This is a genomic window from Stenotrophomonas genospecies 3 (genome assembly GCF_054473855.1).
Window position 1 is genome coordinate 1 of record NZ_JBTMUR010000015.1, and the last position, 14160, is coordinate 14160.

Consider the following 14160-nt stretch of genomic DNA (forward strand, 5'->3'; position numbering starts at 1 on the left):
GATACGGGACATAAGGGACCTCCAAGTGCGATCAAAGTATCGCTTCTTGGCGTCCGCTGACGGGGGGCCAGATCAGTGAGCCGCATGGATGCGGCGACCGAGCTTACATGGACGTACTTGCAGCGTCCCCCGCAACCGGACCCACCCCGCCATCCCACGGATAGCCAGCTGTTGCTGTTGCTTCGGCTGTTGCCGTTGCATTGAGCAGGTGCAGGGCGCAGCCCTGCAAAAGAAAACTCCCTACCTCATGGCCACTGCATCTCGCCCTTGGCCACCTTCGCACTCAACTCCAGCGACTCCACGCCCGCCAGCTTCGGGTAGCGCGCCTGCATCGCCTTCACCAGTGCCGCACTGTCCTTCGCCTTTGCCGCCTCAACATCGAACGCACGGATGTAGTCCGCGGTGAAGCGCAGCGCACTGGCATCCAGCGCCGCGCCCGGCGCGTAGTGCCCCGGCACTACCACCTTCGGTTTCAGCGCCTGCAGCCGCTGCAGGGTCTGCAGCCAGTCGGCATGTGATTTCGGCGTCTGCGTGTCGGCCATCCACACATGTTCACCGGCCACCACCGGAATGCCACCGACGATCGCGCGCAGCGACGGCACCCATAGCACCGTGCGGTCCGGGGTCGGGCCATCGAGGCCGATCAGCGGCAGGCGCTGGCCTTCCAGTTGCAGGGCATCGCCGTCCAGCACCTGCGGCACCACGATGCGCGCCGGCACGTCGGCGCCCATCTTCGGTCCCCAGTAGGCCAGCTTGCCGGCCTGGGTCTGCTGGATGTGGGCGACGGTCTGCGCAGTGGCGACGATGCGCGCCTGCGGGAACGCGTCCTGCAGCGTGGCCAGGCCGAAGTAGTAGTCCGGATCGCCGTGGCTGATGTAGATGGTGGTCAGCTGCTTGCCGCTGGCGCGGATCAGCTCGACCAGCTTGCGCGCGTCGCTGGCACCAAACTGCGCATTGACCAGGATCGCGTCGTGGCGGCCTTCGATCAGCACCGAGGACACCGAGAACATCGCCTGCGGGCCGGGATGGAAGGTCTGCAGGTGCAGTTGGGATTTCGTGGCCGTGGCCGGCGCCGCGGTGGCCGGTGCGGCCAGCAGCGGCGCACTGGTGAAGCTGGCGGCCAGGGCGAGGGGAAGCAGCAGGGCAGCGGTACGCATGGGAATTCCTTGTGTAGAGCCGGGCCATTGCCCGGCCGCAGGTTCGCGTAGAGCTGAGCGCGGGCTTGGCTCTACAAGGGACGTGCGTGGATCAATACGCTGCGGTGATGATCTGCTTCGGGTACGCGTGCGTCTCCAGTTCGGCGACGAAGGCGGCGCCGTAGTCGGCGTAGCTGATGCGGCTGTGGCCGCTGGCGTCGGCGAGGAACGCCTTGGGCTGCACGCGGTACTGGCCGCGCTCTTCACCCGGGCCGATTTCGGCGGCCGGCGAGAAGAAGGTCCAGTCCAGGTCATCCACTGCCTGCAGGCGGTTGAACGCCTCACGGTGGGCCAGCGCGTACGGCTTGTAGGCCTCCGGGAAGGTGGGGGTATCGACCAGCTGCACGCCGGGTGCGACTTCGAGGCTGCCGGCGCCACCGACCACCACCAGGCGCGGCACGCCGGCCTTGCGTGCGGCGGCCGCCAGCTGCGCGGCCACTTCACCGACGCGGCCGATGTCATCGCCCGGGCGCGGGCCGTAGGCACTGGCCAGCACGTCGTGGCCGGTGATGGCGGCAACCAGCGCGTCCTGGTCATCCAGCGAGGCGATCACCGGATGGGCACCGGCCAGCTCGGCCGGGAGGTCCTGCGCGCTGCGCACGATGACAGTGAGTTCGTGGCCGCGGGCCAGCGCGTGGCGGGCGATCTGGCGGCCGATGTTGCCGGTGGAACCAACGAGGGCGATTTTCATGGCATGACTCCGTGGGGCGGTGTGGGGTGGGAATGGGGCCACTCTAGGCTGCTGCAGTTGCTCGAAAAACAGCGTATAACGCGCTTGTTTGTTGCATGGATCGAGCATATGGACCGATTGACCGCCATGACCGTGTTCGTCGAGGTGGCCGAGCGCGGCAGCCTCACCGCCGCCGCCGAGGTGCTGGACATGTCGCGGGCAATGGTCAGCCGCTACCTGGCCGAGGTCGAGAGCTGGCTGGGCGCTCGCCTGCTGCACCGGACCACGCGCCGGGTCAGCCTGACCGGCCCCGGTGAGGCGGCGCTGGCGCGCTTCCGGCAGATGCTGGCGATCGGCGAAGAACTGCAGGGCGAGCTGGCCAGTGATGATCCCGAGCCGCACGGGACGCTGCGGGTGACCGCCAGCGTCTCATTCGGGCAGAGCCACCTGGCGCGGGCGGTGGCCGGCTTCGTCGCGCGCCATCCGGCGGCGCGCATCGAGCTGCTGCTGGTCGACCGCACGGTGAACCTGGTGGAGGAGCGGGTGGACCTGGCCGTGCGCATCGCGCGCCAGATCGATCCCAGCCTGATCGCACGGCGGCTGGCCACCTGCCGCTCGGTGCTGTGCGCGACGCCATCCTACCTGCAGGCGCGTGGCACACCGACCGCCCCCGAGCACCTAGCCGCGCACAACTGCCTGACCCACCACTACGTCGGCAAGAGCCTGTGGCAGCTGCACCGCGATGGGCGTTCGCTGTCGGTGGCGGTGGGCGGCAACATCAGCGCCAACGAGGCCTCGCTGCTGCTGGAGGCGGTGCGCGCCGGTGCCGGCATCGCCATGCTGCCGACCTACCAGGTGGCGCCGCTGCTGCGCAGTGGCGAGCTGATCGAACTGCTGCCCGAATTCAGCCTGGACGAACTCGGCATTCATGCCGTGTACGCGTCACGGCGCCAGCAGCCCGCTATCATGCGGCGATTCCTGGATTTCCTGGGCGAGTGTTTCGCCAGCCCGGCCTTCCAGGATCTGGATTGGCGCCCACCGGGCAAGGAGAACACATGAACCATGGACAGGCCTTGATCGACCACAACCGTGCTGCCTGGGACCGCCAGGCCAGCGAAGTGCGCGAATGGTCGCGCCCGGTGGAAAGTTCAACGATTGCCGCCGCGCGCGAAGGCCGCTGGCAGGTGCACCTGACGCCCCGCGCGTTGCCACTGGACTGGATGGGTGATGTGCGGGGCCGTCGCATCCTGTGCCTGGCCTCGGGCGGTGGCCAGCAGGCACCGGTGCTGGCCGCTGCGGGCGCTGACGTCACCGTGTTCGATCTCTCCGACGGGCAGCTGGAACAGGACCGCCAGGTCGCTGCGCGTGATGGCCTGCAGCTGCGCACGGTGCAGGGTGACATGCGCGATCTGCACGTGTTTGCCAACGACAGTTTCGACGTGGTGTTCCATCCGATCTCCAACCTGTACGTGCCCGACGTGCGCCCGGTGTGGACCGAATGCCGCCGTGTGCTGGCACGCGACGGGATGCTGATGGCGAGCTTCTACAACCCGGTGCTGTTCGTCGGTGCGCGTGATCCGCAGCTCGATGCACAGGGATTGATCCGGCCGCAGTACGCCATTCCCTATTCGGACCTGGAAGACCTGGCGCCAGCCGAGCGCGAGGCAAAGCTGGCACGCGGCGATGCGCTGACCTTCGGCCACAGCCTGACCGAACTGATCGGTGGGCAGCTCGATGCCGGCTTCGTCATCGATCGCTTCATGGAAGACTGGCAGCCGCAGCCGCGCTTCCTGATCGACCGCTATCTGCCCACCTTCCTGGCGACCCGCGCGCGCCGGATCGGCTGAGGCGGATCGGCGCAAAAACCAGCGGCGTACAATGGACGGCCCCACGTCATGCAGGTGCCGTCCCTTGTCGTATCCCTATCCGCTGGTCGTGTTCGACCTTGATGGCACGCTGGTCGACAGCGCAGCTGATATCGCCGAAGCACTGAACCGCACGCTGGAGGACATCGGTGTGGCACGCGTGCCGGAAACCACGGTGCTCGGTTGGATCGGCGACGGTGTGCGCCGCCTGGTTGAACAGGCCGTGCATGCGGCCGGCCGCGAGGTGGACCTGGCCGAAGTGATGCCGGTGTTCATGGTGCACTACCGTGAGTGCCTGCTGCGCAGCCCGCGCCTGTTCGATGGCGTGGCCGAAGCGCTGACGCAGCTGCGTGCGCGCAACGTGCCGCTGGCGATCTGCACCAACAAGCCCGAAGCGCTGGTGCCACCGCTGCTGCAGCATCTGGGTATTGGTGATGCGTTCGCGCTGGTGCTGGGTGGCGACTCCCTGCCGCAGCGCAAGCCCAGTGGTGAACCGCTGCGGCACGTCGCCGCGCACTTTGGGCTGCCGGTGGACGCATGCCTGATGGTGGGTGATTCGTTGACCGACTACCGCGCCGCCGAAGATGCGGGCATGCCGATCGCACTGGTGCGTTACGGCTATCCGCGTGGCCTGGACCTGGCCACCGCGCATGCGGTGGCGGTGATCGACGACCTGCGTGAGTTGCCGGGGTTGCAGGGCTGATGCAACGGACATCCCTGGTCGCCGGCCGGTAACCCGGGCTGACGCAATGGGTAGTGCCGGCCGCTGGCCGGCAATCCCGGATCGGCGCATTGGGTAGTGCCGGCCGCTGGCCGGCAACCCGGGATGCGCTGCCGAAGGTCATGATGTTGCCGGCCAGCGGCCGGCACTACCATGACCGTCGCGGTCACTTCGGCTGGTAACGCACGCTCAGCTGGTACTCGCGGCCGGGCTGGTTGAACCACGCCACGGTTTCATACGTGTGGTCGAATACGTTGGCGGCGCGCGCCAGCAGCGACCACGACGGCGTCAGCGCGTACTCGGCGCGCAGGTCCAGCGTGCCGTAGCCGCCAACCTTCACCGAGTTGCTGGCGTTGTCATAGCGCTTGCCCGCACCCTGCACGGTCAGGCCGGCGCGGACGTCACCGAAGCGGCGGTCGACGTCCAGGCGCGCGGTCTGCTGCGCGCGGCGCGGCAGCCAGTTGTCGAACTGGGTGCTGCCGTGGGTGCGGTTGCGCGGGTCGGTATAGCTCAGCTGCGCATTGATGTCGAAGCCGGCCAGCAGCATGCCACCAGTCAGCTCGGCACCACGGATGCGCGCCTTCTCCACCTGCCGCATCTTCATCGTGGAGGCATCGTAGGTGATCAGGTCATCGATGCGGGTCTCGTACACGTCCAGGCCCCAGTGCCAGCCCTGGCCCTGCTGCGAAACGCCAAGGTTGGCGCTCTTGGACTTCTCCGGGTTCAACGTCGGCACGCCGCTCCACGGGTCGTACAGGTCGCTGAAGGTCGGCGCCTTGAACGCCGTGCCGTAGCTGGCATTGACGCGCAGGCCGTGCTCCAGTTCCATCGCCCAGCCCACGCTGCCGGTGGCGTGGTTGCCGAACTGCTGGTTGTCGTCGTTGCGCGCACTGGCCTGCAGCTGGTGGCGGCCGAAGCGGCCCTGGTACTGCAGGAACACGCCGGTGTTGCGGCGGCTGTCGACGAGGTAACCCGCGCTGCTGCCATCCAGGTTGTCTTCGCTCCAATCCACGCCTGCACTCAGCAGCTGGCCCTCGGCCACGCCGAAGTCACCCTGCAGCGAGGCGCTGTCACGATGGGTCTGCGCGCTGCCGAACACCCCCGGTGCGCCGAAGTTGTCCGACTCGTTGTCACTGCGGCCGACGTTGGCTGTGAACGCCAGGCGTTCAGACGGGGTGTAGCGCACTTTGCCAGCGAGCACCTGCTGGCGGGTTTCCGAATAGTTGTAGTAACCGTCGTAGTGGTTCTTGCCGTCGGCGCGCAGTGCGCTGCCTTCCACGGTCCACTGGTCGTTGAAGCTGTAGCCGCCGCGCAGGCTCTTGGACAGGTTGCGGTAGCCGTCGCGGTCGTGCTCGTCGGCAAAGCAGCCCGCGGTGAACACCGAGGCGGAGCCGCGGCAGGCATCGATGCCGTCGGAATGCTGGTAGGCGATGTCGGCGCCGAACCAGCCGCGTTCGGTGCCACCGCCGATGCCGCCGCTGGCTTCGCGCAGGCCGTTGCTGCCACCGCCGAGCTGGAAGTGCGGAGCGAAATCGCCCTGGTTGCGGCGGGTGAAGATCTGGATCACGCCACCAATGGCGTCGGCACCGTACAGGCTGGACTGCGGGCCGCGCACGATTTCCACGCGTTCGATCTGCGCCAGTGGCAGGTCCTGGTACATGGCCAGGCCGAGGTCGGCACTGTTGATGCGCACGCCATCCACCAGCACCACGGTGTGGCCCGAGTTGGTGCCGCGCAGGAACAGCGAGCTCTGCTTGCCGAGGCCGCCGGAGTTGGTCAGGTTGATGCCGGCGCGGCCGCGCAGCAGTTCCTGCAGCGACGTGGCCTGGCTGGATTCGATCTGCGCGCGGTCGATCACCTGGGCCGGCGCGATGCTGTCCTGCAGGGCGATCGGGGTGCGGGTGGCGGTGACCAGGATCTGGTCGAGCGCGGTGGTGTCATCGGCGGCCTGGGCCAGCGCGGGCAGGGCGGCCAGCACGGCCAGGGACAGCATTCGGGACTGCAGCTTCATGGGGGACTCCAGGTGCCACGCACGCCCGCGTGGCGAAGGGGAGGAGCCGCGAGGGCAGGCATGCGCCGACGCCGCAGCGCAGGCTGCGGTCATCCAGCGCCATGCCCACCGCATCGCGACCTGAGGCTTCCTGGCCGGTCTCCGGGCTTGCCGCCGGGTGGCGCGAGGCCACCGTCCAGGCGCCTTCCCATGCCTGCGGCACAGTGGCGTTGTTGCCTGGAACTGACGTGCTTACCGTTGCGGGGGCAGCGCCGGCCTGGCGTGGATCCACGCGTCACCGGCTTCCCGTTTCAACCTGCCGGCCGTGGCCGCAGGTCACCTGGAAGTGCGCGCAGTCTACGGCATCGCAGGCGGCCCGTAGCGTCGAGCCTGCTCGACTGCCTTTGCTGTGCCCTTAGAATGGTCCCTCGATCCCGTGGTGCCGTTGCCGATGTCCGCCCGTTTTCCGCTGTTCCCGCGTTGCCTGTACAGGACGCACGCATGATCCTCGACCTGGTCCGCCATGCCGGCAACGGTCGCGATGAGTTCCTCGATGGCCGCAGTGATCCACCGCAGCTGGCCCGCCTGCCGCAGGAACTGGTCGACGCCTACGCTGCGCAGCCCTGGGAGCGGGTGATCAGTTCGCCGCGGCTGCGCTCGCTGCACACGGCGATGGCCCTGGCCACCCCGCGCGGGCTGGACGTGGAAGCGGACGAGGAATGGGAAGAGCTGGATTTCGGCGATTGGGACGGACAGTCGTTGTTCGACCTGCCGGAGGATGCATTGGCGGCCTTCCATGCCGACCCGCATGCATTCCCGCCGCCGAACGGCGAAAGCTGGGGCCACTTCGAGCGGCGTATCGCGCGCGCGCTGGATCGCCTGCTTGATGATGACGATCCGGTGCCGACGCTGGTGGTCAGCCACGGCGGCCCACTGCGCATGGTGCTGTCGCAGGTCTGCGGTCTGCCGATGTCGCTGTGCTGGGCGCTGCGCATCGACCACGGCACGCGCCTGCGGGTGTGGCTGGAGCGTGGCGAGATCGGGCTGGTGGGTGAGCTGCTGGAGCTGCAGCAGCCCTGACCGCAGTCGCCGGGCATGACCCGGCGCTACCGATCCCGCATCACAGTGGTAGTGCCGGCCGCTGGCCGGCATCCCCAGGAACGCGGAGGCCTCAATCCTCGTCCGCGCGCTCGGCCACGCTGTCCTCAGCGTCGTCGTCAGCATCGAAGCGCTGCTCATGCACCGGGCCCGAAGCGGGGCCGGCCGCCTTCAGCGGATGCGCAGCGATGCGCGCTTCGTAATCCTGCACCAGCGCCTCACGCTGCGGCTCGCTCAGTTCCTGCCAATGGCAGTCCAGCAACGCGCCTTCCAGTGAATAGAGCAGGTTCAGGCTGGGCTTGAAGCCGGCGCGCTTGACCTTGACGAAGGCACCGACCGCGCCGATCGCAACCAGATCCTCGCGGCTGCGCAGGCCGACCTGACGCAGCCACGCCGCACTCTTCGGGCCGATGTTGCGCAGCTTCGGTGCGCTCATCCCAGCGCCTCGACGAACACGCGGGCGATGGCTTCCAGGCCGGCTTGGTCGTCGGCATCGAAGCGGCCGACTTTCGGGCTGTCGATGTCGAATACGCCGATCAGTTCATCGCCGCGCAGCAACGGCACCACCAGTTCCGAGCGCGAGGCCGAATCGCAGGCGATGTGGCCGGGGAAGGCATAGACGTCCTCCACGCGCTGGGTCACGCGCTGGCTGGCGGCGGCACCGCACACGCCCTTGTCCAGCGGGATGCGCACGCAGGCCGGCAGGCCCTGGAACGGGCCGACCACCAGCTCCTTGCCGTCGTACAGGTAGAAGCCCACCCAGTTCAGGTCGGGCAGAGCGTGATAGACCAGTGCGGAGAGGTTGGCCGCGTTGGCGATGCGGTCGGACTCGGCGTAGACCAGGCCACGGGCCTGTTCCAGCAGCTGGGCGTATTGTTCCGGCTTGCTGCCGGTAAGCGAGGCATTGGCGAACATGCCCGCAGTCTAGCAAGCGCGCCGGGCCGGCGATAATGCAGGCTCTGTTGCCCCGCTGGAGCTTATCGATGCCGTTGCCCGCCACGCTGCCGCCTGCCCTGTTCGTCACCGGCACCGATACCGAGATCGGCAAGACCGCGGCCAGCACCGCGCTGCTGCATGCACTGCGCCGGCGCGGCCTGCGCGCAGTCGGCATGAAGCCGGTGGCCAGTGGCAGTGAAGATCTGGGGCAGGGCCTGCGCAACGAGGACGCGCTGGCGCTGCAGGCGGCCAGTTGGCCGGTGCCGGACTATGCCGACCTGAATCCGTACGCGCTGCGGCAGCCGCTGGCGCCGGAGCTGGCCGCAGCCGAGGATGGCGTGCAGGTGGAGCTGGCGCAGATCGTGGCCGCGTTCGCGCGCCTGCGTGCGCAGGCCGATGTCGTGGTGGTGGAGGGTGTTGGCGGTTGGCTGGCGCCGGTCTCGACCACGCTGGACCAGCTTGACCTGGTGCGTGCATTGCATCTGCCGGTAGTACTTGTGGTCGGCATGCGGCTGGGCTGCGTCAACCACGCACGGCTGACTGCGCAGTCGCTGCAGGCCAGTGGCGTGGAGTGCCTGGGCTGGATCGGCAACCACATCGACCCGGTGATGCAGCGCCAGGATGAGAACATCGCGACGTTGCAGCAGCGCCTGCCGATGCCGTGCTGGGGGCGGCTGCCGTATCTGCCGGGAGCGGATGGCGAAGCGCTGTCGGCGCACCTGCTCGAATGACCCTGGGTAGTGCCGGCCGCTGGCCGGCAACTGCATCCACCCGGCGATCCCGAGGTTGCCGGCCAGCGGCCGGCACTACCGTGCTGCAGCTGCCAGCTCCCGCGCGATCGCACCGAGCCGCTCCACCGCGCCGATGAAGCGCGCATCCAGCGTCTGGCAGCACGACAGCCGCAGGCAGTGGCGGTAGCGCGCGCCGTGCGAATACACGCGGCGCTGGGCGCGCACGTGCTTGAGTGATCCTGGGTAGTGCCGGCCGCTGGCCGGCAACTGCATCCACCCGGCGATCCCGAGGTTGCCGGCCAGCGGCCGGCGTTACCGTGCCGCAGCCGCCAGCTCCTTCGCGATCGCACCGAGCCGCTCCACCGCACCGATGAAGCGCGCATCCAGCGTCTGGCAGCACGACAGCCGCAGGCAGTGGCGGTAGCGTGCGCCGCGCGAGTACACGCGGCGCTGGGCGCGCACGTGCTTGAGTGACCCTGGGTAGTGCCGGCCGCTGGCCGGCAACTGCATCCACTCAGCGATCCCGAGGTTGCCGGCCAGCGGCCGGCACTACCGTGCTGCAGCTGTCAGCTCCCGCGCAATCGCACCCAGTCGTTCCATTGCGACGTTGCAGCAGCGCCTGCCGATGCCGTGCTGGGGGCGGCTGCCGTATCTGCCGGGAGCGGATGGCGAAGCGCTGGGCGTGCACCTGCTTGAGTGATCCTGGGTAGTGCCGGCCGCTGGCCGGCAACTGCATCCACCCGGCGATCCCGAGGTTGCCGGCCAGCGGCCGGCGTTACCGTGCCGCAGCCGCCAGCTCCTTCGCGATCGCACCGAGCCGCTCAACCGCACCGATGAAGCGCGCATCCAGCGTCTGGCAGCACGACAGCCGCAGGCAGTGGCGATAGCGCGCACCACGTGAATACACCTGGCCGGGCATGAACACGATGTCCTCTGCCAGCGCACGCTCGAACAGCTCACGCGTATCCACGCCCGGCAGTTCGAGCCACAGCAGGAAGCCGCCTTGTGGCTCGGTGGCACGGGTGCCGGCCGGGAAGTGTTCGGCCACCAGCTGGCGCAGCCGTCCCACCTGTTCGCGATACAGCCGGCGCATGCGGTGCAGGTGGTGCTCGTAGCTGCCGGCTTCCAGATACGCCGCCACCGCATCGCCGAGCAGTTGAGGCTCGCCACCGGTGGACTGGAATTTCAGCAGCGCGATGCGCTCGGCGAAGCGGCCGCCATCCAGCCAGCCGATACGGTAATCCGGCGCCAGTGTCTTGGAAAACCCACCGACCACCATCACCCAGCCATCGCGATCGAAGGCCTTCAGCAAGGGCGCCGGCGGTTCGCAGAACTGCAGCTCGGCATACACCGCATCTTCGATCAGCGGCAGTTGCCGTGCGTTGACCAGTTCGGCCAAGCGCTGTTTGGCGGGTGTCGGCATGGTGCAGCCCAGCGGGTTGTGCACGGTCGGCATCACCACCAGTGCGGCCAGCGACGTGTGCTCCAGCATCGCTTCCAGTGCATCGACATCCAGGCCGTGCTGCGGGTGGGTGGGCAGCTCGATGGCCCGCAGGCCGAGGTTGGCCAGCAACGGGTACAGGTTGAAGTAGGACGGCGCCTCGATGCCGACCGCATCACCGGGCTGGGTGACCGCGCGCAGTGCCAGCTGTAGGGCCTCCATCGCGCCGTGGGTCAGCAGCAGCCGCTCGCTGTGGGTGTGCAGGCCCATGCGTGGACCACGGCGCACGATCTGCGCCAGCAGCCGGGGTGAACCGTTGGGGCGCGCGTAGGTCTCCACCGTCTGCTGGCCGTGACGCAGCACCTGCGCGGTGTGACGGGCCAGCTGTGCGCCCGGATAGAACTGGCGACCGCGCGGACCGGCGAAGGCCAGGTCGATCACTCCGGAGCGACGTTGTGCCTCCAGCACGCGCGCCATCAGCACCTGCTGCAGTGGTGCGGTGGGGGCGGACGGGGTATCACGCAGCGAACGCTCTGGCACCGACAATCGCGGCGCGACCTCGAAGCCGGCTTTGGGCCGCGGAATGACCAGGCCGGCGTCCTCCAGCTGGCGATAGGCCGCGATCACCGTGTTCAGGCTGAGCCTTCGCTGCAGAGCCATCTGCCGCAGTGAAGGCAGGCGGCTGCCGACCGGAAGGCGTCCGCCGTGGATGGCTTCGGCCAGTTCATCGGACAGCCGTTGGTAGCGGGGTGGGATCATCGCGCTCTGGTCATCTGTATCCATCGAACTTCCCGCCATCTGGTGCTGTACCCATGATGATGGCGAGCCTAGCATGTCATCGTCGGACGGGCCTGATCGGGGCACGGCCGATACTTCCCAAGCGCACGGCTGGATGGCCGTGCGTCTTTTTTTGGGAGGTGGTACCGGCCGCTGGCCGGCGATCCCCAGATCCGCAGGAGCCGGCCAGCGGCCGGCACTACCCGGGTCGTTACCGCATCGGCACCAGCGCCGCGTCGCGCCGGTACAGCGCCGGGAACTGCTTGCCCAGTGCCGCCAGCTTCGGTGCGTCGTAGTAGCGGATGTAGGCCGCCTGCGGGTAGTTGGTCATGTAGTTCTGGTGGTAGCTCTCGGCCGGGTAGAAGTGCTGGCCGCTGACCAGCTGGGTGACGATCGGTGCGCGGTAGCTGCCGGCCTGGCCGAGCTGGGCGATGTAGGCGCGGCTGGCCGCCTGCTGGCGTGCGTCATCACTGAAGATCGCCGAGCGGTACTGGCTGCCCTGGTCCGGTCCCTGCCGATTGAGCTGGGTCGGGTCGTGCACCACCGAGAAGAACACCTGCATCAGCTGGCCATAGCTGACCTGGCGCGGGTCGTAGTCGATCTTCACGGCTTCGGCATGACCGGTCTGGCCACCGCTGACGCGCTCATAGCGCGCATTGGCCGCGCTGCCACCGATGTAGCCGGACACCGCATTGCTCACGCCTTTGACGTGCTGGAACACGCCCTGCACGCCCCAGAAGCAACCGCCGGCGAACACCACGCTGGCATGGGTGGCGTCATCGTGGAACGCGGCGTCGCCGCTGGGCGCAGGTAGCGCCTTGACCTGCGCGCTGGCCTCGACCGGCGCCGCGACCGCGCCGTGATCGACCAGCAGCACGCCGGCGATCAAAGCGGTGGCCACCAGGCCGGCGACACCGGCGGCGACGCCCTGTTCAAAGGAGAGTTTCATCATGTCCTCCCGTTTCAACCAAAGGTGAAGGCATAGGCCTGCACGCCCGCATCGAGGAATTCGATCTCGAAGCGATGCGGGCCGACCGTGCCGCGCTGGCGCACCAGCTGGTACAAGCGGTGTTCGTTGACCACGCCGCTGCCATCGGCGCCGACATCGCTGCCGGCATCGGCGGCGGGCAGCGGCTTGCCATCCAGCCAGACGCGGAAGCGCACTGGCTTGCCGTCCTCGCTCGGTGCCAGCACCAGGTGCAGGTCGCGCGCATGGAACTGGAAGGCAATGCGGCCACCGGCCTGCTGCAGCTGTGCGGCTTCGTCGGTGACGGTCCAGCGCCCGGACAGTCCCCATTGGTTCAACGCCAGAGTGGTGGGCAGCGTGTAGTCGAACGCGGTGTCGCTGCGCTGCCCGCCGGGCGAGGCGAACTGCTCGGCGCGGGCGTGGCCCAGGTAGGTTTCCGGCGAACGCAGGTTGCCCATGTCGGCCTGCACGGCCACGCCCTTCAGGTCGGCGGCAGCGGGATCGGCCGGTGGTGGCAGGTTGGTCTGCCCGGCTTCGGTCAGCAGGCGACGGATCATCTGTTCCGAGCGCGCATAGTTGCCCTCGCCGAACTGATGGCCGCGGATGTTGCCCTGCGCGTCGACGAAGTACTGCGCCGGCCAGTAGCGGTTGTTGAAGGCGCGCCAGATCGTGTACTGGTTGTCGAGCACCACTGGGTACTCGACCTTCAGCTGCTGCACCGCCTTCATCACATTGCTCGGGTTGCGTTCGAAGGCGAACTCCGGCGTGTGCACGCCGAGCACCACCAGCCCATGGTCACGGTAGCGACGTTCCCATTCGTGCACGAACGGCATCGCGCGCAGGCAGTTGATGCAGGAGTAGGTCCAGAAATCGACCAGCACCACCTTGCCGCGCAGCTGCTGTGCACTCAGCGGCGGGCTGTTGAGCCAGCCGGTGGCACCCTCCAGCGCGGGCAGGGTGCCTTCCACCGGCAGCGGTGCATCGGCACCTGCATTGGCGCCGGCCATCATCATCATCGGCGGTGCCGCCGGCTGCGCGCCGGGTACTGCGTCCAGCAGGCTTTGCTCGATGCGCGCGGTGCTGACCGTCGAAAGACGGGTCAGCAGGCCGGTATCCCAGCCGAGGCCGATCGCTACGACGGCCAGCAGCGCGGCTACACCCAGCACCTTGCGCAGGACATCGCCGAGGCCGAGCCGCGCCTGCAGCGCACGGAACACCCGGCCGCCGACCCACACCGCCAGCGCCAGCGCGGTGATCGCACCCGATGCATAGGCAAGCAGCAGGGTGCTGGTACCGACGCTGGCGCCATGCAGGGCAGCACCGGTCAGCACCAGGCCGAGGATCGGCCCGGCGCACGGCGCCCACAGCAGGCCAGTGGCGATGCCGATCAGCAGCGAGGTCCACGCGCCGCCGTGCCCCGCGGCATCCGCCGCATCGGCGCGTGCGCTCAGGCGGGCACCCACGCGCTGGAACGGTGCCAGCAGGTGGTCGGCCAGCCGCGGCCAGAGCAGCGCGATCGCGAACAGCGCCATCAGCAGCAGGGCGATCCAGCGTCCAACCTGGTTGGCCTGCGCCACCCATTGGCTGCCCACCGCGGCCAGGCTGGCGACCACGGTGAAGGTGAGCGCCATGCCCAGCAGCAACGGCAGCGTGCTGCGCAGGAACGGGCGATCGGCACGCGCGAACACGAACGGCAGCACCGGCAGGATGCAGGGGCTGAGCAGGGTCAGCGCGCCCCCCAGATAGGCAAGCAGCAACAGCAGCATCG

The 14160-nt window shown here is 68.5% G+C and carries 15 protein-coding genes, 1 pseudogene and 1 riboswitch; of the genes and pseudogenes, 6 read left to right on the forward strand and 10 right to left on the reverse strand.

Annotated features, from left to right (window positions below; all coding sequences use genetic code 11):
• Positions 1 to 245: 245 nt before the first annotated feature.
• Both ACX9OT_RS18170 and ACX9OT_RS18175 read right to left on the reverse strand, forming a co-directional pair.
• Complete coding sequence (locus ACX9OT_RS18170) at positions 246 to 1157, reverse strand: MBL fold metallo-hydrolase (protein WP_100437794.1); 912 nt, start codon at positions 1155 to 1157, stop codon at positions 246 to 248.
• A gap of 91 nt (positions 1158 to 1248) precedes the next feature.
• Positions 1249 to 1887, reverse strand: coding sequence for an NAD(P)-dependent oxidoreductase (locus tag ACX9OT_RS18175; RefSeq protein ID WP_100437795.1), 639 nt, complete (start codon positions 1885 to 1887; stop codon positions 1249 to 1251).
• 108 nt (positions 1888 to 1995) lie between these two features.
• Between ACX9OT_RS18175 and ACX9OT_RS18180 the strand changes: the two genes are divergently transcribed.
• The 3 genes from ACX9OT_RS18180 (at position 1996) to gph (ending at position 4434) form a co-directional block, all read left to right on the forward strand.
• Entirely contained in the window at positions 1996 to 2925 is a 930-nt protein-coding gene (locus ACX9OT_RS18180; RefSeq protein WP_049398348.1) for a LysR family transcriptional regulator, read from the forward strand.
• Positions 2922 to 3713, forward strand: coding sequence for a class I SAM-dependent methyltransferase (locus ACX9OT_RS18185; RefSeq protein WP_049398349.1), 792 nt, complete (start codon positions 2922 to 2924; stop codon positions 3711 to 3713). Before ACX9OT_RS18180 ends, ACX9OT_RS18185 begins: the two co-directional genes overlap by 4 nt.
• A gap of 64 nt (positions 3714 to 3777) precedes the next feature.
• Entirely contained in the window at positions 3778 to 4434 is a 657-nt protein-coding gene (gene gph / locus ACX9OT_RS18190; RefSeq protein WP_049398350.1) for a phosphoglycolate phosphatase, read from the forward strand.
• 184 nt (positions 4435 to 4618) lie between these two features.
• Here the strand turns inward: gph and btuB are convergent, their stop codons facing one another.
• Positions 4619 to 6463, reverse strand: a complete 1845-nt coding sequence (gene btuB / locus ACX9OT_RS18195) for a TonB-dependent vitamin B12 receptor (protein ID WP_100437796.1) — start codon at positions 6461 to 6463, stop codon at positions 4619 to 4621.
• A 115-nt stretch (positions 6464 to 6578) separates the two neighbouring features.
• A riboswitch (cobalamin riboswitch) is annotated at positions 6579 to 6801 on the reverse strand.
• Between the two features lie 142 nt (positions 6802 to 6943).
• Here btuB and ACX9OT_RS18200 point away from each other — a divergent pair.
• The gene (locus ACX9OT_RS18200; RefSeq protein WP_100437797.1) at positions 6944 to 7522 is read left to right on the forward strand and encodes a histidine phosphatase family protein; all 579 of its coding nucleotides are present in this window, start codon (positions 6944 to 6946) and stop codon (positions 7520 to 7522) included.
• A 91-nt stretch (positions 7523 to 7613) separates the two neighbouring features.
• On the opposite strand, the gene ACX9OT_RS18205 is transcribed toward ACX9OT_RS18200, so the two are convergent.
• Both ACX9OT_RS18205 and ACX9OT_RS18210 read right to left on the reverse strand, forming a co-directional pair.
• The gene (locus ACX9OT_RS18205; RefSeq protein ID WP_032128727.1) at positions 7614 to 7976 is read right to left on the reverse strand and encodes a TfoX/Sxy family protein; all 363 of its coding nucleotides are present in this window, start codon (positions 7974 to 7976) and stop codon (positions 7614 to 7616) included.
• On the reverse strand, positions 7973 to 8455 hold the full coding sequence (locus ACX9OT_RS18210) for a GAF domain-containing protein (RefSeq protein ID WP_459003076.1): 483 nt from the start codon (positions 8453 to 8455) through the stop codon (positions 7973 to 7975). Before ACX9OT_RS18210 ends, ACX9OT_RS18205 begins: the two co-directional genes overlap by 4 nt.
• Positions 8456 to 8523: 68 nt before the next feature.
• On the opposite strand from ACX9OT_RS18210, the gene bioD reads away from it, so the two are divergent.
• Positions 8524 to 9207 (forward strand): dethiobiotin synthase, encoded by a 684-nt coding sequence (gene bioD, locus ACX9OT_RS18215; protein ID WP_459003078.1) that lies wholly within the window; start codon positions 8524 to 8526, stop codon positions 9205 to 9207.
• 75 nt (positions 9208 to 9282) lie between these two features.
• On the opposite strand, the gene ACX9OT_RS18220 is transcribed toward bioD, so the two are convergent.
• Positions 9283 to 9480, reverse strand: coding sequence for a hypothetical protein (locus tag ACX9OT_RS18220; protein WP_459003080.1), 198 nt, complete (start codon positions 9478 to 9480; stop codon positions 9283 to 9285).
• Between the two features lie 39 nt (positions 9481 to 9519).
• Entirely contained in the window at positions 9520 to 9717 is a 198-nt protein-coding gene (locus ACX9OT_RS18225) for a hypothetical protein (RefSeq protein WP_100437800.1), read from the reverse strand.
• An 85-nt stretch (positions 9718 to 9802) separates the two neighbouring features.
• Here ACX9OT_RS18225 and ACX9OT_RS18230 point away from each other — a divergent pair.
• Positions 9803 to 9907 (forward strand): annotated as a pseudogene (locus tag ACX9OT_RS18230) (dethiobiotin synthase); the annotation flags it as partial.
• 75 nt (positions 9908 to 9982) lie between these two features.
• On the opposite strand, the gene ACX9OT_RS18235 reads toward ACX9OT_RS18230, so the two are convergent.
• From ACX9OT_RS18235 to ACX9OT_RS18245, 3 genes are all read right to left on the reverse strand, one after another.
• Positions 9983 to 11431 carry an aminotransferase-like domain-containing protein gene (locus ACX9OT_RS18235; RefSeq protein ID WP_134951881.1) on the reverse strand — a complete coding sequence of 483 codons (1449 nt, stop codon included), beginning with the start codon at positions 11429 to 11431 and terminating at the stop codon, positions 9983 to 9985.
• A 205-nt stretch (positions 11432 to 11636) separates the two neighbouring features.
• The gene (msrA, locus tag ACX9OT_RS18240; RefSeq protein WP_459003082.1) at positions 11637 to 12374 is read right to left on the reverse strand and encodes a peptide-methionine (S)-S-oxide reductase MsrA; all 738 of its coding nucleotides are present in this window, start codon (positions 12372 to 12374) and stop codon (positions 11637 to 11639) included.
• Positions 12375 to 12388: 14 nt separating this feature from the next.
• Positions 12389 to 14158: a cytochrome c biogenesis protein DipZ gene (locus ACX9OT_RS18245; protein ID WP_459003084.1), complete on the reverse strand. Its 1770-nt coding sequence runs from the start codon at positions 14156 to 14158 to the stop codon at positions 12389 to 12391.
• Positions 14159 to 14160: the final 2 nt, after the last annotated feature.